This window comes from Pseudodesulfovibrio indicus, from assembly GCF_001563225.1.
Lineage (GTDB): Bacteria > Desulfobacterota > Desulfovibrionia > Desulfovibrionales > Desulfovibrionaceae > Pseudodesulfovibrio > Pseudodesulfovibrio indicus.
Genome location: NZ_CP014206.1, coordinates 1,980,231 through 2,002,088 on the forward strand (window position 1 = coordinate 1,980,231; position 21,858 = coordinate 2,002,088).

A 21,858-nucleotide genomic window follows, 5' to 3' on the forward strand; every position below is an offset into this window, starting at 1 on the left:
AGGCAATGAAGCCAAGTTCGATTTTTACCCTGTGTAAATTTTTACACGCAAGTGACATCCTGTGAGGTTGAATTACGAACAGGAGGTTTGACCATGGACAATCTCAAACAAGAACTGATGGAACACTTACCCCCGATATTTGCTGGCCGGGCCGTGGATTCCTTGACCGGAAACGCCGTCAGGTGGCGGACGATCCAGAATCTTCGGAGCCAGAAAAAGATCCCCGAAGATTGCTTCATGAGGCAGGGGTCGCGCAAAACCCTGCTGGTCAGGGCACCATTTGTGGAATGGTTCCTTCAATATATCAACTAGTGTCCGCCTTGAATAAGAGGCGTTCGAAAGGCCGGAGAGCAGAGCTCCCCGGCCTTTACACGTTTTAAAGGAGAAATTAAATGAAATTGGTTTATTACTGGGCCCCCATGAAAGGCGATAAGCCGGGGCCCTGGGAAACGATTATGGCCTCTCAGGATGTTTTCGAGCTGGCGCGACAAAAGGGAGCTGCCTTTCTGTCGACCATGGCTTTCGAATACGAACCTGTGAAGGACAAGGAAGAGCCACGTCGGTATGGCGACCTTGTCATTGACTTTGATTGCAAAGATGACCCCGAACAAGCGCGTAAGGATTGCGTCAAATTCGTGAACCATTTGTTCGGGCACATGGTGCGGCCTGGAGAACTGCGGTACTGGATAACCGGCTCCAAGGGGCTTCATATAATAGTCCCGTCGTATTTGTTGGGCGGCACCGAAGGTGACCCCTTGCTCCCTCAAATCTATGCAAGGATGGTACAGTTCCTTATTATGCGGATATGGCATGGTAACCCTAATTCGGTGGACACCAGCATGTATTGCATGGGGAAAGGAAAACTCCTACGAATGGAGAATGTCCAGCGGCCTAACGGTATGTATAAAGTGCCCATCACCTGGGAGGAGCTGTCGACCCAAAGCTATGCTGAACTGATCAAGCTCGCCCGGCAGCCGCGCCATATCGAGGTCGCTCCGCCGTCGTTGCGGCTGTCACAATCGTTGGCACGCATGTACAGCTGGCATCAAAAAATGGTTCACAGGCCACCCACCAATGGCCTTCTGAGCCCTGCCGACTTCATCATGAAGTGCAAGTTCACGCGGTACTGCTCGGAAAATGCCGAGACCTTGGAAGAGCCGCTTTGGCACGCTATGCTGTCTGTTCTGAAGGGACTCGGTGACTTCGGCCACTGGCTGAGCCATGAGCTGAGTTCAAGGCATCCCGAATACGACGCCGCCAAAACCGACGCAAAGATCGAAAAGGTCCTGCCGAATATGAGCTGTGAGAAAATTCGGCAATTGTACGATTGCGGATGTGACTGTGGTGTGCCGTTCCCCGGAATGATCTGGGCGGCAGGTAAAGGCGCTGAAGGCGTGAAGCCGACGGAAATCGAGCGGGTCTCAAGCCTGATTGAGCCGTTCGATTTCTATCCAGCGGAAGACGGCATGACGATCTATGCAGACATTCATGTTGACGATCATCGGGAAACATACCGTGTAGATAGTTATGAGTTTAGAAATCTGCTTGGCTACCGCTACTATCAGGAAACGAACAAACACCTGAAAGCGGCAGCTGCGCAGGATCTGATCCACTTCATCACTGCTCGCGGATTGTTCGGTGGTGCTGAAAAACGAAAGGTTTTCACGCGCATCGCTCACCTGGACGACGCTGTGTACATCGATCTGTGCGATGACCAATGGCGTGCCGTTGAGATCACTGCGGACGGATGGAAAATCGTAACCAATCCGCCGGTTCGGTTCCGCCGCGTCAAGGGTATGTTGCCACTCCCGGAGCCCCAGAAGGGGGGATCGGTCGCTGAAATACGCAAGCTTCTGAACATTGAGCAGCGAGATGCGCTTCTGATCGAAGCGTGGCTGCTGGGCGTGCTGTCGCCCGGACCATATCCAGTATTGATCCTGGAAGGAGAGCAAGGATCGGCCAAAAGCAGTACGACCCGTCTGCTTCGGATGTTGCTCGACCCGTCGGTCGCTCCTAACCGTGCGGCTCCGCGTAATGAGCAGGATCTGGTTATCTCTGCGAACAACTCCTGGATTGTGACTCTTGATAACCTCTCTGGAGTGTCTACCTGGCTGTCCGATGCCCTGTGTCGTATGGCCACTGGTGGCAGTTTCTCAGCCCGGAAGCTGTTCACCAATGACGAAGAGGCGTTGTTCACGATCATGCGTCCTATCGTCCTCAACGGGATTGATCAGGTCGCAGACCGTCACGACTTGGCGGATCGGAGTCTCCGGGTCACGCTACCGGTGATTAAACCTGAAAGCAGGCTGACGGAATCGGAGTTGTCTCTGGCATTCGATGCAGCCGCTCCCAAAATATTGGGTGGCTTGTGCTATGGCGTAGCATGCGCCCTGAAGAACATGCAGAGCGTTCAGGTCGAAAATCCACCTAGGATGGCGGACTTCACGCACTGGTGCGTGGCAGCTGAAGAAGCCATGCCATGGGATGCCGGAGAATTCCTGGAATCCTATGGAAGTAATCAGGACGAGTCCATCGAACGCGCTTTGGAATCTGATTATGTCGCCAACGCGATCATTACGCTGATGTCCGGCGTTTTTGATTGGGAAGGAACGCCTTCCGAACTGCTTAAGGCGCTTGAAGGCGTTGTGGATGAGCGTGTCACCAGACTGAAGCTGTGGCCACAAGTACCAGCCGCATTAGGCAAGCGACTGACACGCTGTAAGGGCTTTCTCCGAAGCTCTGGAATTAAAGTCAATCAACAGAGAGGAGGAGGCCGTCTCATCACCATAACAAATGAAAAGGTCACTCCTGCTGTAAGCTCCAATGTGAGCATCAGCAATGGAGAGCTCTTCGGATAAATAAAACTCGGGCAGTCTGGGAGTATCCCAGGCTGCCCGTTTTTCGATGGCAGTTCGGGCGGCTGAGGCGGGAGATAACACGTATTAATTTTCATTATAATTGGTAGGATAGATTATGCATTTTTGTATTTTCTGAAAAAAATGAGCTTTACCAATTACGTTATTCCCGCCCCTACTGCCGTAACCGCCAAGTATTGAAGTCTGTTCAAATCAATTGAAATCTTTTATATCCTTTGGGCAAGGCAGGGGGCTTTTAGCGCTCCTGCATAAGGTCGTAGTGAACAAAGGTATGGTGCCAATGAAACAGGATAAGAATAAAGCACTCTTCATCGCCCAAAAGGTATTTGCCGAATTGGTATTCGATGTACAAAGCCTTGAGGGGATGCCATTCACAATGCCCGAGGTTCAGACCTATCTCCAGGGCGTCACGGTCGGTGGCCACAAGGTCTCGGACGTTGAGAAACTCAAGCAGCAAAAGCTCGGCTGGGAACTCCTCATTGAGATGGTTAAGGAGGACACATTCACCCTGACCAAGGAGACTGCCTGCGCAATCCAAAAGGTAATCGGCCATGGCGAGGCCCTGGACCCAGGCGCGTTCCGTACAGGCCAGGTTGGCATCGCTGGAACCGAGTATAAGCCGCCCCGAGCAGACGAATTAGATGATATTTTTGCTGCCACCATTGAGGACATCCTAGAGCTCGAAGATATCCGAGAACAGGCATACAGGCTGCACTTGGATTTTGCTCGCAACCAGTTCTTTTACGATGGGAACAAACTAACTGGCCTACTCATGCTCAACGGGCACTTGATGAGTAGTGGCTATCCGCCGCTGTCAGTCTCAGCCAAGAGGCTGACCGAGTACAACGCTGGAATGATCAAGTTCTACGAGAGCGGCGATCATTCTGGAATGATGACATTTCTGAAACAATGCCATGAAGATATGTACAAGCGATTTGAGTAGATATCCCGCAGACGACAAGACGAGGGGTGTTTTAACCCCTGCTATATTGTTTTGTATTCAAAATACTGAATTAGTCATCAAGTACGGCAACACCCTCTCGAAGAGTACACCACTAGTCAGGGAAAGACATGAATCAACAATCATCACCAACACAACGAGAGCACTATTTCTACGTAGCGATTGCCAAATTCTTATTCTACCACCCAGAACATGGTGTTATTTCGGTAGCCGACCCAATTAAATTAAAAGACGCTGAACAGTATGCACTAAGCCCTCTCATTCTCTATGGCCTGTCTGTAGCGGGGGTACCTATTCGTTGGATGACATATACTCCAGCCGATAAGCCAAGGGCATTTCGAGATGTTCTAACAGAGGCATGGCGTGATGCCAAAGGTCTACGAGGAAAACCAAACATTTTGTGGATAAACCGCCACCTAGCCAAGGCCAGCCCGGACTTGAAGCAAAAGTTGGGAAAAATGGATGTTGAACTAAAAATCGTTGACGCCAAAAACAAATCTCTTGCCGCCTCACTACGGTCAGCTCAAGATTCCAGCAAATGGTTACTCGCCACACACAGCAGCACGGACAAATCACCTAGCGAGTCTATCAAAGCACTTTGTATGGATGCTCAACGCGACCATGACTACTCTGTAATGGATGGTAATAGGGGCACAAGGAGCGGAAAGGAGAAAGAAATGGTCCAGCAATGGATGTCCCTTTCAGCACAAAAGCCGATCACCTCTGCACCATGTGAACTTGATTGGGAACTTGGCCCATGGCTATCGTCTTGGGAGTCCTCTGTCCCACCAAACCTACCCCGCTATATCTACCACGGTGGATTCAAACACGGTGGATTCAAACAAAGGCCTTGCCTTCTGATAGGGGAAAACGTGCTGGAGGATGTTGCTGAGGATATTTTTTTGGATGACCAATACTGCGACAACGTAGCAGAGATAGCCAAGAACCTCATAGCGTGTTGGCCCAACCCTCCGGTTCAGATCGCAAAGAGTATAGGAACCACTCTTAAAAGACTACAATGGTTCACATCAAAGGAAGCGGCCCTTGATCCTGCTGTTCGAGCAGCCTTAGAGGACCTACTCAGTATCACTTATGATGAACGCATCGGTAATTATTCTGAAGACGGACCATATGTTCTGATAGCTCAAAAGCCACTAGCTCTCAAAAATGCATACGAATCTATATCCGATGGTGGAGATGCATCTCCTTGTGAGATTGTTCCTCAAAATGGAGCCGCAGACCCAAGCTGGCGGTATATTTTACTCAACACATATGGAAAACCACCTAGCATTGTGATGTCCCCCCCGTGGTGCAACAATTACAGATCGACTTCCCGATCTGTTTGTGAATTATGAGGGTATCACTCAAGTTTCTCACGAGTTCTATAAAGATGTTGTTGTCACCTGTGCTCAAGCCTGTCGTAGCCCAGAGGCCAACGTCCGTGAGATGAGAGCCTTTGCAAAACGCTACGAGAAAAACTGGAATAATTGCTTTTGGCAACTCTAATAAAGAGATTCAAAACAACGCATAAAGACTGGATTAATAAGTATGACTGACACGACCTCAATAAAGACTCTTGGCCGATTCAAGCTCGGAGAAGATGTAATCGTGATCAAAGACGGGTCTGAAAATTATGGTAAATACGGAGTTGTTTGGAAGATCAGGAACTACAACGACAACCCCAAAATTTCTGTCTCGTTTGATGGCGAAATATTCAACTATCGGCCAGAAGACCTTGATCTAGCGTAAACGCAGTTAAGTAACAACTATGGGGCTTCGGCCCATTTCTCAACACGTTTTCAGTTTTTCCCCGACTTCATCTCTTCCCAAAAAACGCTACCCATTTTGTGTACAACCTGCTAGAGAACTTAACATCTCTGGCTGGGGGACAAATGCCAGAACTGGAATACTGCAACTTGGAGGAGGTATGGATCGAAAAAGAAAATCGATCTTGCTCATCGCTTTTGGAATCGTGATAGCATTCCCGATCTTTAGCATGACTTACTACACCATGGTGAGGACATCGACGCCTGAATTTTGTGGCTCATGTCATGAGATTCGTCCTGCCGTAATGGCATGGAAATCGTCAACGCATGTCAATAATGGTCAGGGTTTTGTGGCTGACTGTATGGACTGTCATTTACCTGCACCCCATGATACATTTGACTTTTTTTATGCCAAAGCGGCTCACGGGCTCAAGGATGTCGTTGCCCACTTTACCGGTGGAGCGGAGACCTATGACCGTCAAGTCATGAAAGAGCATGTCTGGTCAACCATGAAAAATGACCAGTGCATGAAATGCCATCGCAACCTGCTACATATGCCAGCGAAGCGGGGAGCAATGTTGGCGCATCGCAAAGTACTCTATGCCAACAATGGCGAGGAATACCGATGCACCGACTGTCACAGAGAATTGGTTCACAATGTCCGACAGTTCTACGACTACAAGCAGTTCAACGCTCCGTATCGAGCCAATGGCCTGCGAACTCTAGGGAAATAGGAGGGTTTGGAATGAGAAGAAGCGTGATTATAACACTGGCTATCGCGATGACCGCCCTTTTCGCGACAGCGGCGGCAGCACAAAACTTCCCGAAGGTTCGGGAATTGCGCATGGATAGGGCAACTCCACCTCAGGGTGTTGCCTGTATCGAATGTCATAAACAGGAAACTCCGGGCATCTTTGCCGATTGGGCTATGAGTCGACACGCCTCGGCAGGTATCACCTGCCTTGACTGCCACCAGGCACAGCCCGGCGATAAAGATATCGCAGTAGACCACGAAAAATATTACTCCAGAGGCGATATGCCCATGGGAGAGAAACAGTACTTTGTTCCCATCGCCTCTCCCGTCACCCCCAAAGACTGCTCTCGTTGTCACCCTGATGAGGCTAAGCAGTACTCCAAAAGCAAGCACGCCAACACCGTTGAAATCATGTGGAAGATTGATCCGTGGCTGAACGGAGGCATGAATTCAGACAATGAGCGCAAAACTGGTTGTTACTACTGCCACGGCACCGTTCTCAAGATGAAGGACGGCAAACTCGACCCAGACACTTGGCCCAACGTCGGTGTTGGTCGTGTAAACTTGGATGGTTCCCTCGGTAGCTGCACCAGTTGTCATACCCGCCACCGCTTCTCGGTGATGGAAGCGCGCAAGCCTGAGACTTGTGGGCAGTGCCATCTTGGCCCAGACCATCCGCAAATTGAAATCTATAATGAATCCAAGCATGGCGACATCTACCAGGCCTTCAAGCACGAGTATAACTTCGATTCCGCTCCCGGAGCATGGACTCCCGGTGTGGATTACCGCGCTCCGACCTGTGCCTCCTGTCACATGTCCGGTTCCGGTAAGCAGCCGACCACCCACGATGTGACCGAACGTCTCTCCTGGGAACTCCAGGCTCCGCTGACTGTGCGTCCGCAGGACTTCAAACCGTTCCCTTCCGGCACCGACTGGAAAGTTGAGCGCGATAAGATGAAGGATATCTGCAAGCAGTGCCACGGCACCGCCTGGGTCGAAGACCATTACACCCAGACCGACAAAGCAGTTGAAGAGTATAACGAAGTGTACTTCAAGCCTGCTAAGAAGATGCTTGATGACCTTTACGCCAAGGGGCTTCTCGACAAGACAAAGTTCTTCGATGAACACGTTGAAGTTGAGTACTATGAACTGTGGCACCACGAAGGTCGTCGCGCAAGAATGGGTTCTGCCATGATGGCCCCGGACTATGCATGGTGGCATGGGTTCTATGAGTGCAAGCACCGCTACAACAAGTTCATGGAAGAAGCGCGTCACCTCATTGAAACCAACACCAAGGCCTACAAGTACCCTGACTTCCCGAACACTGGTGGAGATACCACCAAGCCTGTGGAAGTTTTTGGCAAGCAGTAAGCCACCTAACCGTTACCAATATCAAGAGGGAGGGGCTTGAGCCCCTCCCTCTTTTTATATTCAGCACTTGAACCGATGATTGATTCCTTTAACGCCACTAACCGATTCCTATTGATGAGGTCATGTTTAGTAGATATGATGCGAGTGTTTTTGCTTGAGTTTAGAGACGCTACACTCTCACAGTTTCAAACAGCACGGAAACCTATGCTTACCTATACCTTGATTGGCCTGTTGGCCTTTATAGCGGGCCTTGTTTTTGGAAGATATATTTTGCCCTTTCCCCTATGGGATAGAGGGGGTTCCCTCACCCGCCGAAATCGTAGGCAACCAGCCAACTTGAATCGTTTCAATTTTGACAAACAAAAAAAATACGAAAAGGAAGGCCGAAAATTTCCATTTTCATATTAATGAACTGTCGTCTGCCAAAAGAGAAGCATTCGACAACCACTCAGCAACGATTGATTTTTTATAGAAGATTAGCTGGCAACGAGTGTTATTAATTGACCCAGGTCAAAGACAACTCCGACCAATGAAGCTAAACTATGCCCCAACAGACTTAATAACTCAGTGTGATGACGATTAGGATAGTATCGTATCTTTCCTACTCTATTGAGATTTTCAAGCGACAACCCTTAACGTGAGGAGACATGTATGTTCTGTTACCAATGTCAAGAAACGGCTAAAAACGCAGGTTGCACAATCAAAGGAATGTGCGGAAAGCCGGAGGAAACGGCCAATCTTCAAGATCTTCTGATTTTTGTCCTTAGAGGTATCGCGGTATATGGAGAAAAACTTAAGGAATTGGGACAGCCGGACCGGACAAATGATGATTTTGTACTCCAAGGATTATTTGCGACCATTACCAACGCCAATTGGGATGATGTCCGTTTCGAAGGCATGATTGAAGATGCCCTGAATCGCCGTGACGCGCTCAAAGCGAAATTCATGGATGGTTACAAGGCAAAAAATGGCAAAGAATATACAGACTCTCTGCCCGAGGCAGCGACGTGGAGTGGGCCGGTTTCTTCTTTTGCGGAGAAGGCCAAAACCGTCGGCATCCAGGCCACTGAAGATGAAGACGTACGCTCCCTGCGTGAATTTTTGATCATCGGTCTCAAAGGCGTCGCCGCATATGCTGAGCACGCTGCTGTCCTCGGCTACCGTAAGCCGGAAATCGATGACTTCATGCTTGAAGCACTGGCTTCTACAACCAAAGACCTGTCTGTGGATGAAATGGTCGGCCTGGTTATGAAGGCTGGAGAAATCGCAGTCACAACGATGGCTCTGCTGGATGAGGCCAACACCACCACATACGGAAATCCGGAAATCACCGAAGTCAACATCGGCGTGGGTAACAAACCCGGCATCCTTATCAGCGGCCATGACCTCAAGGACATGGAAGAGCTGCTCAAGCAGACTGAGGGAACGGGCATCGACGTCTATACGCATGGCGAGATGCTCCCTGCCAACTACTATCCGGCCTTCAAGAAGTATGACCACTTCGTAGGCAACTATGGTGGTTCATGGTGGCATCAGAACACGGAATTCGAGGACTTCAATGGCCCAATCCTTCTGACCACCAACTGTCTCGTGCCGCTTAAGAAAAGCAACACCTACCTCGACCGTCTCTATACAACGGGCGTCGTGGGGTACGAAGGAGCCACGCATATCGCCGAGCGTCCCGAAGGCGGAGCCAAGGACTTTTCGGGGATCATTGCCCAGGCAAAGCAGTGTTCGCCCCCTACGGAACTCGAAAAGGGCACCATCGTCGGCGGCTTCGCGCATCATCAGGTCACCGCATTGGCCGACAAAGTCGTGGATGCCGTCAAGTCGGGTGCGATCAAGCGGTTCGTGGTCATGGCAGGTTGTGATGGACGCCAGAAGTCTCGCGAGTACTACACGGAAGTCGCAGAAAACCTTCCCAAAGACACGGTTATCCTGACCGCCGGATGTGCCAAGTTCCGCTATAACAAGCTGGACCTCGGTGACATCGGCGGTATCCCGCGTGTGCTCGACGCAGGACAGTGCAATGACTCCTATTCCCTCGCTGTCATTGCACTCAAGCTCAAGGAGATATTTGAACTGGAAGACATCAATGATCTCCCGGTGTCCTACGACATCGCCTGGTACGAACAAAAGGCCGTTGCGGTACTTCTCGCTCTGCTCTTCCTGGGCGTCAAAGGCATCCGTCTTGGACCGACTCTGCCTGGATTTCTGTCTCCCAATGTCGCCAAGGTCGTCATAGAGAAATTTGACCTCAAGCCCATTGGAACCGTTCAGGAAGACATCGCTGCCATGATGGCTGGCAAATAACATCAATAGCCCAGTGCCCGCCGGATTGCAGTTCGGCGGGCACTGCTTTTTCCTGACTTTCAAGTTGGCATGCACGATTCACCAAAATCCGCATGCGTCGATAAAAGAGCGACAATGAAAAAACAGTGTGATCCTTTAATGCTGACAGATGAAGACATCCTCGATGCCATGCAAGCCATGCAGGGCTATGTGGACATTACACCGGGGACGTTCAAAGAAATTTATTCGATATCGTATGATTTGGCTTTGAAAAGAATCAGATCATTGGGAAAAGCGGAAGAGATCATGACCGCGCCCGTTCATTGCTTGAACAAAGAAATGAGCCTCACAGAGGCGGCTTCTTTCATGGCCGAACACGGCATCAGCGGCGCGCCGGTCATCGATCACAAAGGGATTGTCTGCGGGGTCATTTCTGAGAAGGATTTTCTCCGCAAAATGGGACTGCCAACAACCGCAGGCATCATGTCCGTCGTTGGAGAATGTCTGACAGTCAACAAGTGCTTGGTTTCCGGCCTGCGAGACCATTACGTCCATGAAATAATGAGCCAGCCTCCCGTATCCGCACGGGAGGAAACAACGCTGGCTGAAATCTCACAACTGTTCACGAACCATTCAATAAATCGAATCCCCATCTGCAATATGGATGGATACCCCCTCGGAATCATAACGAGAAGCGATCTCGTCAGCTCCATGTGTCAAACGGTGTAATAGATGAATATTTTTGGAAAAATGAAAGGAACCACACAGAGTCCTCCCAGAGTCGGAAGCTCAGAGGTAGTCTGGTCGTGGATAGGCGCCTTTCTCGGCATTGCGCTTGTGGGTTCATTTCAATCTTTGATTGTCGATAGCATTGACCGCAACCTTCTGATCGGTTCATTCGGAGCCACGGCAGTCCTCGTCTACGGAGCGATACGCAGCCCGTTGGCGCAGCCACGAAACGTCCTCGGCGGACATGTCCTCTCGGCGATAGTCGGTGTGCTGTCATTTCAGATAGCGGGGGACATCACCTGGCTGGCGGCGGCCCTGGCCGTATCTACCGCCATAGCGTTGATGCACGTAACCAAGACATTACACCCTCCGGGTGGTGCGACCGCGCTCATAGCCGTGATCGGCGGCGATTCGATCCACAACCTGGGATATTTTTATGCGCTGATTCCGGTTGGTCTCGGAGCGATTCTTCTCCTCGCAGTCGCATTAGTGGTCAACAATATGGCCGGTAAGCGGCGTTATCCCGAGTTCTGGCTTTAAATTGGCTAGCTTCAAAGCGAATACGCTTCAACCAATCACACCATAAAGGGGGATAAAATGAGTTTCAAACTGACAGAGAGCGTTACCTGGGTCGGTAAGATTGATTGGGAATTACAAAAATTCCATGGAGAGGAGTACTCAACTTTCAAAGGCTCTTCTTACAATTCATACCTCGTCCGAGATGAAAAAACAGTTCTGATCGACACGGTCTATGGCCCCTTTGGAAAGGACTTCGTCGCCAATCTGGAAAGAGAAATCGATTTGGACAAGATCGACTACATCGTCATGAACCACTGCGAGGTGGATCATAGCGGGGGGCTACCGGAACTCATGCGCCGCATACCGGACGTACCGATTTACTGTTCAGCCCAAGCGGTAAAAATACTGAAAGGCTACTACCACTCTGACTGGAATTTCCAGGTGGTCAAAACGGGAGATACTCTCTCCCTGGGAGAGAAAACCCTATCCTTCATTTCAGCCCCGATGCTCCATTGGCCGGACTCCATGTTCACCTATATGGACAAGGAGAACGTCTTATTCAGCAACGACGCCTTTGGTCACCATCTCGCATCCGACCTAATGTACAACGATTTGGTCGATCAGGAAGAACTCATGAACGAATGCATAAAATATTATGCAAACATCCTCACGCCGTTCAGCAAGTTAGTGACAAAAAAGATCAACGAAGTGGTTGGGCTGGGATTGCCCGTTGACTTCATCTTCCCCAGCCATGGCATCATGTGGCGCGACAATCCTCTTCAGATCGTCCAGAAATACCTGGAATGGGCCGACGACTACCAGGAAGATCAAGTGACCATCATTTATGACACAATGTGGAACAGCACGCGGGACATGGCCGAAGCTATAGCCTCAGGAATCCGCCAGGCAAACAAAGAGGTCGTCATCAAAATACTCCATGTCGGACAACGCGATAAGAATGACATTCTCACGGAGATCTTCCGCTCCAAAATGGTGGTGGCCGGTTGTTCGACCATCAACAAAGGCATTCTCTCCCATATGGCGGGCATGCTCGAAATGATCCACGGGCTCTCCTTCAAGAACAAAAAGGGTGCCGCCTTCGGCTCCTACGGCTGGTCGGGAGAGAGTGTCAAAATGATTTCTGACAGTCTTGAAAAAGCAGGAATAGAAGTGGTCGCGGAAGGTTTAAAGACACTGTGGAAACCCGACGATGCAGGTCGTCAGGAATGCGAAGCATACGGTCGGCAACTCGCTGAATATTTATAGCCTTAATAAGGAGATAACATGAGTAAGACCAAGAAAGTCGGCGTAGCTTTTGGAGTTGAGGGATCGATTCAATATGCCGATGACTCCGTCGTCAGCCAGACTCTGCTCAACAAAGATACCGGAACAATCACCCTCTTCGCCTTTGACGAAGGCCAGGGATTGAGCGAACACACAGCCCCGTTTGATGCAGTCGTCCACATTCTGGACGGACAAGCCCAGATCACCATTGGCGGAGAGTCTCATATTGCCGGTAAAGGCGAGATGATCATCATGCCTGCCAACATTCCTCATGCTCTTCATGCCGAGCAAAAGTTTAAGATGCTCCTGACCATGATTCGCGGGAGCTAACCCATAACATCCATAACCCCTAGTAGCACCTAAGGGTGCGCCAACGACTGGGTATAATTTGTATATTCTTTTGTATATTCCACGAAAAAAGGCTTAGAAGGAAAACCTTCTAAGCCTTTATAATCATTGGTGGAGCTGGACAGAATCGAACTGACGACCTCTTGAATGCCATTCAAGCGGACATACCTTTCGACTTTTTAGCAGCCTGCTATTCATTTAATTTCAGGCATATATTATTCACATAAGAACGAGTTCTTTTTAGCTTCCCAACACAATTCTTTGAGTCCCCGCTCCACATGACGTGGAGCGGGGCTTTTCATTTCCATAGGAGGAAAACCATGAATAGCGTTTTGAAAGAATTACAATCCCTCCAGCCCGCAGAACATGATGCCGGTGAGATTTTTAGCGGTAAAAAGTCCAATCGGAAAGTGCGCGGATTTATGGCCCCGTGCTCGTTTACCCCAGATCTCAACCCGGAATACCTGTTCCATGACTCCAGCCGCGATGCCGTGGTCTGGTTTATGGAATCGTCCGATCCGCTGTACGTGTTCGGACCTGCCGGTTCAGGCAAGACGAGCCTCATCAAGCAGCTTGCTGCCAAGCTCAATTACCCGGTGTTCGACATTACCGGCCATGGACGGTTGGAGTTCCCGGATATGGTCGGGCATCTTACCGTGGAAGATTCCAACATGACCTTCCAGTACGGGCCGCTTGCGCTGGCCATGAAGTTCGGCGGGCTCTTCCTCCTGAACGAAATCGACTTGCTTGATCCAGCGACTGCCGCTGGCCTGAACGGTATTTTGGACGGAGATCCACTGTGCATTCCCGAGAACGGAGGGGAGGTCATCAAGCCCCATCCACTGTTCCGGTTTGCGGCCACAGCCAACACCAATGGTGGGACCGATGAGACCGGACTCTACCAGGGAACACTTCGGCAGAACCTTGCCTTCATGGATCGGTTCTGGCTTTGCGAAATCGGTTACCCCAGTCCTAAAGCCGAGCAGGAACTATTGCATCGCAAGGCTCCGGGACTCCCCAAAGACGTGCGGACCAAGATGGTGGATTACGCCAATGAGGTCCGCAAACTGTTTATGGGTGAGGCTGACGGTAATTTCCGCGACACCATCGAAGTGACGTTCTCGACCCGTACTCTGATTCGCTGGGCAGATCTGACCGTCCGATTCCAACCGCTTGCCCGCCAAGGCATCCAACCCGTGACTTACGCATTAGACCGCGCCCTCGGCTATCGTGCCACACCGGAAACCCGGACCGTGCTGCACGAGCTGGCTCAGCGCATTTTTCCCCAGGAAACCAAGGAGTAAACTATGAATACGCATACTGACATTACCGTGCTCGACAACCTGATGGCCCTGAACCTGGATGTGAGCATCTGGACTGCCCGCAAGAAACTGACGCCTGCCGACTTCGGCGGAGCGGAATTGCCGCCCGGAGAACTCGCGTCGCTCGGCAGCAAGAAGGTCTGCGACCCGAGGGAACTGCGTGTCTTTGGCACCCTCAAGGCCCGTGCGGTAAACCTTCTTGATCGGACCGGCGTCCGTTTCCTCGGCGGCTGGGCTATCCCCGAAGACAAGGCTGATGAAATCGTGACCGAACTGACAACCATCCGGGATGATTTCCTGATGGCAAAAGAACAGTTCCTGAATCGGTATGACCAGGCTGTGCAAAACTGGATCGCTCAGCATCCCGGCTGGGAGCGGCTGATCGGCGCTTCGACGGTCAGTGCGGATTACGTCCGCAGCCGTATCGGCTTCAAGTGGCAGTTGTTCAAGCTGCTTCCGCCCACGGATGGTACTGTCCACCAGGGACTGCATGAGGAAGTGAGCGAACTCGGCGACACGCTCTTCGGCGAAGTCGCCAAGGCAGCAACCGATACCTGGCATCGCTGCTTCGAGGGCAAGGATAAAGTGACCCACAAGGCGCTGTCGCCCCTACGCTCCATCCACAGCAAACTGTCTGGTCTCAGCTTTGTTGAACCCCGCGTCATGCCTGTGATGGATCTCCTTGATACTGCCTTCAACCGCATGCCCAAACGAGGGCATATCCAGGGAAGTGCGTTGGTCATGCTTCAGGGGGTGGTGTCGCTGCTGCGAGATCCGGCTACACTCCTTGTACATGGGCAGAAGATCCTGGAAGGGCATGATGCGGCAGACATCCTGTCAGGTCTGGTTGCGGATACGATTCCGGCTGTGCGGGAGAAAGTACCTGCCGCAACGATCGGTTTTGTGCCTGAGTCGGTGCATCAGCACGCAATCGACAGCCATGGGCTTTGGTGATCGTCATGACGAACAACCTCATCATGAAGTCCCTGCCTATGGTCGCCTCCGTTCTTGGACGGAAATACGGTGTGAAAGTCGTCATCGGCGGCAAGGGCGCGTACACGGACGGCAATACTGTCCACCTGCCTGCACTCCCTCTGGAATGCAGTGAGACCCTCATCGGTCTGGCCCGTGGCTACATCGACCATGAGGCTGCACATATCCGGGAAACCCGGTTTGACTGGCTTCGTCTGGCGAACCTGACGCCGCTGGAGATGCACGTGTGGAACACTTTTGAGGACTGGCGCGTGGAACATCGGTTGGCCAAACTGTTTCCTGGTTGCAGGCAGAACTTCAACTGGCTCATTCTGCATCTGTTCGGCAATGACAACGAGCAGGCAACTGATCCGGCCATGGCTGTGCTCAACTGGCTGTTGCTGTCAGTCCGGGCGTGGGACGTTCCTTCGTTGATCGGCCAGCGTGATGGCGTGGGCAGCTTCATCGAAAGCCATTATCCGGGGTTGATCTCTCGACTGAACCACGTCCTGAAGAAGGTGCATGCGTACTGTGATTCGACCCAGGATTGCATCCTCTACGCACGGGAGGTCGTTTCGATCCTCAAGGACAAATTGGCCTCTGAACTCCAGGCAAACAGGGGCGATCAATCGGATAAGAAGGCTGTGATAGGCAGTTCTGATGGGCTACCCTTGGATACTGTCAGCATCGATTCGAGACGCCAGCTTGAGTGCCTGGTTCACGCTGATGAAAACGACTTGCCCACGGACCTTGGTGAGACTCTGGCCGCCAAACTGCGGGATGAGACGCCGGTAAACCTGGACGAGTCCCTTCGAGTGGCACAACTGGGAACCAAGAGCGTAAAGCCCATCGAGCCCGAGGGCATTGTTGCCACAAAGCGGGCGTCGATTGCCCTGTGGACCCAGCTCCAGGGACTGCTGCAATCCTCAGTGCTCACGCGAAGCAAGATCGGTCGTCATGGTCGATTGGATGCACGGCAACTACATAGAGTCTCGGTGGCTGATGCTCGTGTATTCAAGCGCAACGGGCGCAAGATCGGCATCGACACTGCTGTGCATATCCTACTGGACTGCTCAGGCTCCATGCGAAGGCGTATCATGCTGACGACCCAGATCTGTCATGCCGTGGCCACGGCCCTGGATTCCATCAACGGTATCAAAGTGGCTGTGACGGCATTCCCGGCAGGTTCTCCCACAGACGGTGGAAATGAGAATAGCTCTGACCCCACGGTCTGCCCGATACTGAGGCACGGAGAACGACTTCACGCCAACTTCGACATGACCGCTACCGGCTGTACGCCTCTCGGTGAAGCCTTGTGGTGGGTGCTTCAGCAAATGCAACCGCTTCTCGAATCGAGGAAGATAATCCTGATCCTGACGGACGGCGATCCGGATTCATTCCAACTTGCCCTTGATGCAGTTGAAGAGGGCAGAAGGTTCGGCGTCGAGATCTACGGCCTAGGCGTCCTGTCCGAGACCATCAATAAACTGCTTCCTGACCACAGTCGTACTGTCAATGACCTGTCCGAGTTGGCCCCAGCCATGTTCGGCATGTTGCGCAGTGCACTCGTCCGATAACCTCTCATCATCACGAGGAAAAAATGAGTGAAGAGACTCCCAAATGCCCGAGCTGCGGCAGTTCGGATCATGTCGTATTGGTAAATGCTTCCCAGAAGATCGGCACGGCGATCGGCGGTGCTGCTGGCGGAGCCGTCGGATACTACAGCACTTCCGCAGGAGCGACCGCAGGCGGAATCATCGGCTCCGTAATTCCTGTCGTCGGAACCGGCATCGGTGTCCTCACCGGTGGATTGGCTGGGGCGGTAGCTGGATTCTTTGCCGGGTCAGCCGTGGGCAACCAAATCGGCGAGCACATTGACCGGCACATTATCTGTGAATGGCGCTGCAACCTGTGCGGCACAGAATTCGATAAGTAAACCAAGGAGAAAATCATGCGAGACTTTTGGACATTTATTGGTGCAGTAGTTGTCGGCATTCTGGCCGTTACTGGTGTTTACGCGCTGGAAGAGGATGAAAAGCCTCGTTTCGTCGAACACGAGGAGGATGAGTTGGAGGATGAAATTGAAGAGGAAACGGCTGACGATGAAAGACTGATCGTCCGGGCTTCGTAAAGAAGAGAGCCACTGGCATTTGCTGGTGGTTCTTTTAATTTTTATAGACTATATCTATTGTTTGTATTAATTGTATAAATTTTTGAAAGTGAGTATCAATCAAAAAAGTTGTACAGGGGTTGTACAAAATGGCAAAAAACAAAAATCCTATCAGCTAACTTGCTGATAGGATTTTTGTTTTTTGGTGGAGACGAAGAGATTTGAACTCTCGACCCCTGCCTTGCGAAGGCAGTGCTCTCCCAGCTGAGCTACGTCCCCGTGTTGGTGGAGCGTTGTTACCGCTTTTCGTCGGGAAGCTCAAGCATTTTGACGGGGTCAAAGGCGCATTGTTTTCAGGATGGTCTCCGCGCGGTTGTCGTAGGTGTGGTCGCGGAGGATGCATTCGCGCCAGGCTCGTTGCAGATCGCGGCGGGTTCGGGTGTCCTCGCGGTGGCGGATGACCAGGTCGTGGATTTCCTCCGGGCGGGCGTAGGCTATGGGGTCGGTCAGCTCCGGCGGGAAGATGGACAGGCCGGGATGGGTGTCGGTGATCAGGTAACCGCCCGCGCACCACACGTCGAAGTTGCGCTGGTTCAGCCCGGCCGGGAGCTGGAGGCCGGTGACGTTCAGGGTCACGGCCGCCTCGCGGTACACGGCGGGCAAGTGGGCGTAGTAGTCCAGCGGCCCGCGCAGGTCCGCGTCCGGGTTGGCCAGCCCGCGCCAGCCGTCGTCGCCGAAGACCGTGATCCTGCCCGCCGCCTCCAGGCAGCGGAACTTCCAGGCGCGGGAGGCGAACTCCGCGCCCGCGCCCACGGCCCGGCCCGCGTTGCCCGGCCAGAGCGCGTCCACGCCCAGCCGGTCCCGCCACCAATGGTAGTCGTAGCGCCGAGTCCCGGTGTCGCCGAGCACCAGGGCGCGCGCCTCGTCCCCCACGGTCTCGCCCGCGAAGAATTTGTCCCTGTCCGGGAAGGCCGAGCGGCCCACGAACACGAGCTTGCCCGCAAGGTCGCGGGCGTGGTCCGGCAGGACGGTGCCGTCCAGGAGCGCGGGCGCGGCGGCCAGGGGCAGGTGCGTGACCTTGCGCGCCCCGGCCTTAATGAGCGGGCCGATGAAGCTGTGGTCCGTGACGAACAGCCGGACGTCGCGCCAGTAGCCCGAGCGCACCGAGGGCAGCACGTTGAACGGGTTGTCCACCAGCCACACGCCCACCTCGGTACCGGCCTCGCGGAGCAGGGCGCAGGCCAGGCCGTAGTGGTCCAGCCCCTTGAAGTTGATCGAGAAGAACAGGTCGGGTACGCCCTCGCGCAGCAGGTCGGGCAGCACACTCCCCGGATGCTTGCCCAAGGCTTCGTGATCGATGTGGCGCACCGAATACCCCTTGGCCGTGAACGCCGCGGTCAGTTCGGCAATGAGCAGGTCGGCGTCGCCGCAGGGCAGCCAGACCGTGCGCTCGAGCCGGGTGCGGGAGTGACCGCCCAGGGTCAGGCGGGCCGTGAGGGGCGCGAAAAAGGAGGGGAACGCCCGGTGCGCGGGCAGGTAGCGCGCCGCGCGCGCACGGTCGGCCAGGGGCGCGGTGAACTCGTCCGGGCTTATATGTATGAAATGGGCCGGAACCCTGGCCGCGTACCCGTCGATCTGGTCCATGAAGGCCTGGCTCTCCAGGTAGAGGACCGGCTTGTCCGGGGGAAGGTCGAACCATTCCGGCAGCTTGTCCGGCTCGGGACCGAGACCGAGGAAGACCGTGGGGGACTGGCCCGAACCGCGCCCCGGCCGCCATTCGAACTGGTCGGCGGACGCGGGCATGGACTTGGTCAAACCCAGTTCGTCCGCGATGGTGGCATATCGGGGTCTTTGCACGTCGTTCGCTTGGCTTTTTCGGCGGATTCGGCTACTAAGCGCTCCACGCCGCATTGACGGAGCGATACCATGAAACAATACCAGGACAAATACTTCAAACGGGCCAAAAAGGAAAACTACGCCGCGCGCTCGGTCTACAAGCTCAAGGAGATGGACAAGAAGTTCCAGATCTTCAAGAAGGGCCAGACCGTTCTCGACCTCGGCGCGGCTCCCGGCTCCTGGACCCAGTTCGCCGGAGAGCGCGTGGGACCGGAGGGGCGCGTGCTGGCCGTGGACATCCAGACCACCAAGCATTCCTTTGCGGACAACATCATCTTTCTCCAGGCGGACGTGTTCTCCGACGCGCCCGAGCTGCTGGAGGCGATGGAGCCGCTGACGCCCTTCGACGTCATTATCAGCGACATGGCCCCCAAGACAACCGGAATCAAGTTCGCGGACCAGGCCAATTCGCTCGAACTGTGCGAGCGCGCCTTCGAGGTGGCGCTCAAGCGCCTCAAGAAGGGCGGCCACTTCGCGGTCAAGATATTCGAGGGCGGCGAGATCAACGACTACCGGAACATGATCCGCCCGTATTTCGAGAAGATAAAGAATTTCAAGCCGTACAGTTCCCGGTCCGAGAGCAAGGAGATATTCATCGTTGCGCTTGGCTTTAAGGGCGTTGACGGGTAGAAGATTGGACCGACCACAAAAATAGACTGCATCGAGATATTCAGGAGGAAATATGGCCGGACATAGTAAATGGGCAAACATTCAGCACCGCAAGGGTCGCCAGGACGCCAAGAAGGCGAAATTTTTCACCAAGGCGGCCAAGGACATCATCCTGGCGGCCAAGGCGGGCGGCGGCAACCCGGATGACAACTCCACCCTGCGGCTGGCCATTCAGAAGGCCAAAGCGGTGAACCTGCCCAAGGACAGGATCGAGAACGCCATCAAGAAGGGCACCGGCGAACTGGCCGGCGGCGATCTGGCGGAGATCATGTACGAGGGATACGGGCCGGGCGGCGTCGCCATGCTCGTGGAAGTGGCCACCGACAACAAGAACCGCACCGTGGCCGAAATTCGCCACGCCTTTTCCAAGCACGGCGGCAACATGGCGGAGAACGGCGCGGTGTCGTACCTGTTCAACCGCAAGGGCGTCATCGTCTTCAACAAGGAAAAGTTCACCGAGGACCAGCTGATGGAAATCGGCCTGGAAGCCGGTGCCGAGGACATCATCGACGACGGCGATTCCTTCACCGTGCACACCGCCCCCGGCGATTTCATGGTCGTGCAGCAGGCGTTCGCCGACGCGGGCATGGAATACGAGTCCGCCGAGTTCAACATGGTCCCCGAGACCTACGTTCCGGTGGACGCCTCCGTGGGCAAGAAGGTCATGAACCTGTTCGACGCCCTGGACGACAACGACGACACCCAGAACGTCTACATGAACGCCGACCTGCCCGACGACCTGTTCGACGAGGAATAGGCGCATGGCGGAAGGGCTGGTCGTTCTGGGCCTGGACCCCGGTTCAAGGGTCACGGGCTACGGCTTCGTCCGGGAGCTCTCGGGCAGGGCCGAGCTGGTCGCCACCGGCACCATCCGCACCCCGGTAAAAAAAGACATGGCCACCCGCATGGGCGTGCTCTTCGACTCCCTCCAGGAGTTGATTCGCGAGCACTGTCCTGCGGAAGCGGCCATTGAAAACGTTTTCGTCGCAAAGAACCCCTCGTCCGCCCTCAAGCTGGGGCAGGCGAGGGGCGCCTGCATGGCGGCCTGCGCCACCAACAAGATCCCCATGGGCGAGTACGAGCCGTCCAAGATCAAGAAGAACCTGGTTGGCCTGGGCAACGCGCCCAAGTCCCAGGTGGCCTTCATGGTCGCCCACTGCCTGGGGATCAAGAAGCCCGACTGGCCCGAGGACGCCTCCGACGCCCTGGCCGTGGCCATCTGCCATCTCAACGAGCGGCGGATGCGCAGGCTGACGGGAGCGTAGCCGTTTCCAAGGCGCGAAAAAAGGCCCGTCCGGTCATGCCGGACGGGCCTTTTCGCGTCGTTTGCGCGGCTACTTCTTGGGCTTCTTGTTCCCCTTGTCCTTGCTCTTGTCCTTGCCCATGCCCTTGTCCTTGTTCTTGCCTTGGCCCTTGCCGTTGGCGGAGGGGTGCACGCCGCATTCCTTGGCGATGCGGCCCCAGCCCATGCCGGAGTTGCGCATGGCGCGGATCTCGTCGCTGGTCTTGCCGCACTCCAGCGCCAGGGCGTCCACCCGGGCGTTGTCCAGGTTGTTCGACGCCTTGTTGTAGCGGTCGCGGGCCTGCTGGTAATCCATCTCCGCCGCCGTCTGCTCCTGCTCGGTCGCGCCCTTGCGGTTGCGCACCGCGTCGAGGATGTCCTTGGCCTTCCGGAGCTCGTCCGAGGAGTTGGCGGCCTCTTCGACAACGGCTTCGCCCACCAGGGAGATCAGCTCATCCTGGGTCATGGGATCGGCCTCCTGGGCAAAGGCCGGGAGGGAGAAGGCCAGCACCAGGGCAAGGGTCATGAGTGCGTATGCGATTTTGGTCATGATGACTCCTGTTATTGAAGGTTTGTTCCACTATACCCCTTTCGGAAAAAGATGGAAGTCGTTTGTTGGCAATACGTTGAAACCGCACCTTTGGTCACGGCGGATATCCTTTGAATTGCATCCGATCTTCGGCTACTGTCCGGCGAGGAGGGAACGC

The 21,858-nt window shown here is 53.8% G+C and carries 22 protein-coding genes and 1 tRNA gene; 20 read left to right on the forward strand and 3 right to left on the reverse strand.

Annotated elements, in window-relative coordinates; all coding sequences use genetic code 11:
- Positions 1-93: 93 nt before the first annotated feature.
- From AWY79_RS08810 to AWY79_RS08880, 17 genes are all read left to right on the forward strand, one after another.
- Positions 94-312: a hypothetical protein gene (locus tag AWY79_RS08810; RefSeq protein ID WP_066802611.1), complete on the forward strand. Its 219-nt coding sequence runs from the start codon at positions 94-96 to the stop codon at positions 310-312.
- 80 nt (positions 313-392) lie between these two features.
- A complete protein-coding gene (locus AWY79_RS08815) occupies positions 393-2,858 on the forward strand; it encodes a hypothetical protein (protein WP_066802613.1) in 2,466 nt (821 codons plus the stop codon).
- Positions 2,859-3,156: 298 nt separating this feature from the next.
- Positions 3,157-3,819, forward strand: a complete 663-nt coding sequence (locus AWY79_RS08820) for a Fic family protein (protein ID WP_066807119.1) — start codon at positions 3,157-3,159, stop codon at positions 3,817-3,819.
- Between the two features lie 128 nt (positions 3,820-3,947).
- Entirely contained in the window at positions 3,948-5,192 is a 1,245-nt protein-coding gene (locus AWY79_RS18325) for a hypothetical protein (RefSeq protein WP_233490885.1), read from the forward strand.
- 193 nt (positions 5,193-5,385) lie between these two features.
- Positions 5,386-5,586, forward strand: coding sequence for a hypothetical protein (locus AWY79_RS08825; RefSeq protein WP_066802614.1), 201 nt, complete (start codon positions 5,386-5,388; stop codon positions 5,584-5,586).
- Positions 5,587-5,764: 178 nt separating this feature from the next.
- A complete protein-coding gene (locus AWY79_RS18330) occupies positions 5,765-6,337 on the forward strand; it encodes a NapC/NirT family cytochrome c (RefSeq protein WP_078063717.1) in 573 nt (190 codons plus the stop codon).
- Between the two features lie 11 nt (positions 6,338-6,348).
- A complete protein-coding gene (locus tag AWY79_RS08830; protein ID WP_066802615.1) occupies positions 6,349-7,728 on the forward strand; it encodes a multiheme c-type cytochrome in 1,380 nt (459 codons plus the stop codon).
- Positions 7,729-8,379: 651 nt separating this feature from the next.
- Entirely contained in the window at positions 8,380-10,041 is a 1,662-nt protein-coding gene (gene hcp / locus AWY79_RS08835) for a hydroxylamine reductase (protein ID WP_066802616.1), read from the forward strand.
- A gap of 114 nt (positions 10,042-10,155) precedes the next feature.
- Positions 10,156-10,749 (forward strand): CBS domain-containing protein, encoded by a 594-nt coding sequence (locus AWY79_RS08840; RefSeq protein WP_066802617.1) that lies wholly within the window; start codon positions 10,156-10,158, stop codon positions 10,747-10,749.
- A 3-nt stretch (positions 10,750-10,752) separates the two neighbouring features.
- Positions 10,753-11,289 carry an HPP family protein gene (locus AWY79_RS08845; RefSeq protein WP_066802619.1) on the forward strand — a complete coding sequence of 179 codons (537 nt, stop codon included), beginning with the start codon at positions 10,753-10,755 and terminating at the stop codon, positions 11,287-11,289.
- Positions 11,290-11,346: 57 nt separating this feature from the next.
- Entirely contained in the window at positions 11,347-12,534 is a 1,188-nt protein-coding gene (locus AWY79_RS08850; protein WP_066802621.1) for an anaerobic nitric oxide reductase flavorubredoxin, read from the forward strand.
- Between the two features lie 18 nt (positions 12,535-12,552).
- Positions 12,553-12,882: a cupin domain-containing protein gene (locus AWY79_RS08855; RefSeq protein WP_066802623.1), complete on the forward strand. Its 330-nt coding sequence runs from the start codon at positions 12,553-12,555 to the stop codon at positions 12,880-12,882.
- A 338-nt stretch (positions 12,883-13,220) separates the two neighbouring features.
- On the forward strand, positions 13,221-14,204 hold the full coding sequence (locus AWY79_RS08860) for an AAA family ATPase (protein ID WP_066802625.1): 984 nt from the start codon (positions 13,221-13,223) through the stop codon (positions 14,202-14,204).
- Positions 14,205-14,207: 3 nt separating this feature from the next.
- Entirely contained in the window at positions 14,208-15,176 is a 969-nt protein-coding gene (locus tag AWY79_RS08865; RefSeq protein WP_066802627.1) for a DUF3150 domain-containing protein, read from the forward strand.
- Between the two features lie 5 nt (positions 15,177-15,181).
- On the forward strand, positions 15,182-16,771 hold the full coding sequence (locus AWY79_RS08870) for a VWA domain-containing protein (RefSeq protein WP_066807120.1): 1,590 nt from the start codon (positions 15,182-15,184) through the stop codon (positions 16,769-16,771).
- Positions 16,772-16,794: 23 nt separating this feature from the next.
- A complete protein-coding gene (locus tag AWY79_RS08875; protein WP_066802629.1) occupies positions 16,795-17,130 on the forward strand; it encodes a hypothetical protein in 336 nt (111 codons plus the stop codon).
- A gap of 15 nt (positions 17,131-17,145) precedes the next feature.
- Positions 17,146-17,325 carry a hypothetical protein gene (locus AWY79_RS08880; RefSeq protein ID WP_066802631.1) on the forward strand — a complete coding sequence of 60 codons (180 nt, stop codon included), beginning with the start codon at positions 17,146-17,148 and terminating at the stop codon, positions 17,323-17,325.
- Between the two features lie 182 nt (positions 17,326-17,507).
- Here AWY79_RS08880 and AWY79_RS08885 read toward each other — a convergent pair.
- A tRNA-Ala gene (locus tag AWY79_RS08885) sits at positions 17,508-17,583 on the reverse strand.
- Positions 17,584-17,640: 57 nt separating this feature from the next.
- Positions 17,641-19,161 carry a glycosyltransferase family protein gene (locus AWY79_RS08890; RefSeq protein WP_158509880.1) on the reverse strand — a complete coding sequence of 507 codons (1,521 nt, stop codon included), beginning with the start codon at positions 19,159-19,161 and terminating at the stop codon, positions 17,641-17,643.
- Between the two features lie 69 nt (positions 19,162-19,230).
- On the opposite strand from AWY79_RS08890, the gene AWY79_RS08895 reads away from it, so the two are divergent.
- Genes AWY79_RS08895 through ruvC form a run of 3 tightly spaced genes read left to right on the forward strand, consistent with a single transcriptional unit; the run spans position 19,231 to position 21,134 of the window.
- On the forward strand, positions 19,231-19,830 hold the full coding sequence (locus tag AWY79_RS08895) for an RlmE family RNA methyltransferase (RefSeq protein ID WP_066802634.1): 600 nt from the start codon (positions 19,231-19,233) through the stop codon (positions 19,828-19,830).
- Between the two features lie 52 nt (positions 19,831-19,882).
- The gene (locus AWY79_RS08900) at positions 19,883-20,626 is read left to right on the forward strand and encodes a YebC/PmpR family DNA-binding transcriptional regulator (protein ID WP_066802637.1); all 744 of its coding nucleotides are present in this window, start codon (positions 19,883-19,885) and stop codon (positions 20,624-20,626) included.
- Between the two features lie 4 nt (positions 20,627-20,630).
- Entirely contained in the window at positions 20,631-21,134 is a 504-nt protein-coding gene (gene ruvC / locus AWY79_RS08905; protein ID WP_066802639.1) for a crossover junction endodeoxyribonuclease RuvC, read from the forward strand.
- Between the two features lie 69 nt (positions 21,135-21,203).
- On the opposite strand, the gene AWY79_RS08910 is transcribed toward ruvC, so the two are convergent.
- A complete protein-coding gene (locus tag AWY79_RS08910) occupies positions 21,204-21,701 on the reverse strand; it encodes a hypothetical protein (RefSeq protein ID WP_066802641.1) in 498 nt (165 codons plus the stop codon).
- Positions 21,702-21,858: the final 157 nt, after the last annotated feature.

Bases quoted from the DNA above. Each gene is read 5' to 3' on its own strand.
- AWY79_RS08810 (WP_066802611.1), top strand. From the start codon at position 94: ATGGACAATCTCAAACAAGAACTGATGGAACACTTACCCCCGATATTT.
- AWY79_RS08815 (WP_066802613.1), top strand. From the start codon at position 393: ATGAAATTGGTTTATTACTGGGCCCCCATGAAAGGCGATAAGCCGGGG.
- AWY79_RS08820 (WP_066807119.1), top strand. From the start codon at position 3,157: ATGAAACAGGATAAGAATAAAGCACTCTTCATCGCCCAAAAGGTATTT.
- AWY79_RS18325 (WP_233490885.1), top strand. From the start codon at position 3,948: ATGAATCAACAATCATCACCAACACAACGAGAGCACTATTTCTACGTA.
- AWY79_RS08825 (WP_066802614.1), top strand. From the start codon at position 5,386: ATGACTGACACGACCTCAATAAAGACTCTTGGCCGATTCAAGCTCGGA.
- AWY79_RS18330 (WP_078063717.1), top strand. From the start codon at position 5,765: ATGGATCGAAAAAGAAAATCGATCTTGCTCATCGCTTTTGGAATCGTG.
- AWY79_RS08830 (WP_066802615.1), top strand. From the start codon at position 6,349: ATGAGAAGAAGCGTGATTATAACACTGGCTATCGCGATGACCGCCCTT.
- hcp (WP_066802616.1), top strand. From the start codon at position 8,380: ATGTTCTGTTACCAATGTCAAGAAACGGCTAAAAACGCAGGTTGCACA.
- AWY79_RS08840 (WP_066802617.1), top strand. From the start codon at position 10,156: ATGAAAAAACAGTGTGATCCTTTAATGCTGACAGATGAAGACATCCTC.
- AWY79_RS08845 (WP_066802619.1), top strand. From the start codon at position 10,753: ATGAATATTTTTGGAAAAATGAAAGGAACCACACAGAGTCCTCCCAGA.
- AWY79_RS08850 (WP_066802621.1), top strand. From the start codon at position 11,347: ATGAGTTTCAAACTGACAGAGAGCGTTACCTGGGTCGGTAAGATTGAT.
- AWY79_RS08855 (WP_066802623.1), top strand. From the start codon at position 12,553: ATGAGTAAGACCAAGAAAGTCGGCGTAGCTTTTGGAGTTGAGGGATCG.
- AWY79_RS08860 (WP_066802625.1), top strand. From the start codon at position 13,221: ATGAATAGCGTTTTGAAAGAATTACAATCCCTCCAGCCCGCAGAACAT.
- AWY79_RS08865 (WP_066802627.1), top strand. From the start codon at position 14,208: ATGAATACGCATACTGACATTACCGTGCTCGACAACCTGATGGCCCTG.
- AWY79_RS08870 (WP_066807120.1), top strand. From the start codon at position 15,182: ATGACGAACAACCTCATCATGAAGTCCCTGCCTATGGTCGCCTCCGTT.
- AWY79_RS08875 (WP_066802629.1), top strand. From the start codon at position 16,795: ATGAGTGAAGAGACTCCCAAATGCCCGAGCTGCGGCAGTTCGGATCAT.
- AWY79_RS08880 (WP_066802631.1), top strand. From the start codon at position 17,146: ATGCGAGACTTTTGGACATTTATTGGTGCAGTAGTTGTCGGCATTCTG.
- AWY79_RS08895 (WP_066802634.1), top strand. From the start codon at position 19,231: ATGAAACAATACCAGGACAAATACTTCAAACGGGCCAAAAAGGAAAAC.
- AWY79_RS08900 (WP_066802637.1), top strand. From the start codon at position 19,883: ATGGCCGGACATAGTAAATGGGCAAACATTCAGCACCGCAAGGGTCGC.
- ruvC (WP_066802639.1), top strand. From the start codon at position 20,631: ATGGCGGAAGGGCTGGTCGTTCTGGGCCTGGACCCCGGTTCAAGGGTC.
- AWY79_RS08910 (WP_066802641.1), bottom strand. From the start codon at position 21,701: ATGACCAAAATCGCATACGCACTCATGACCCTTGCCCTGGTGCTGGCC.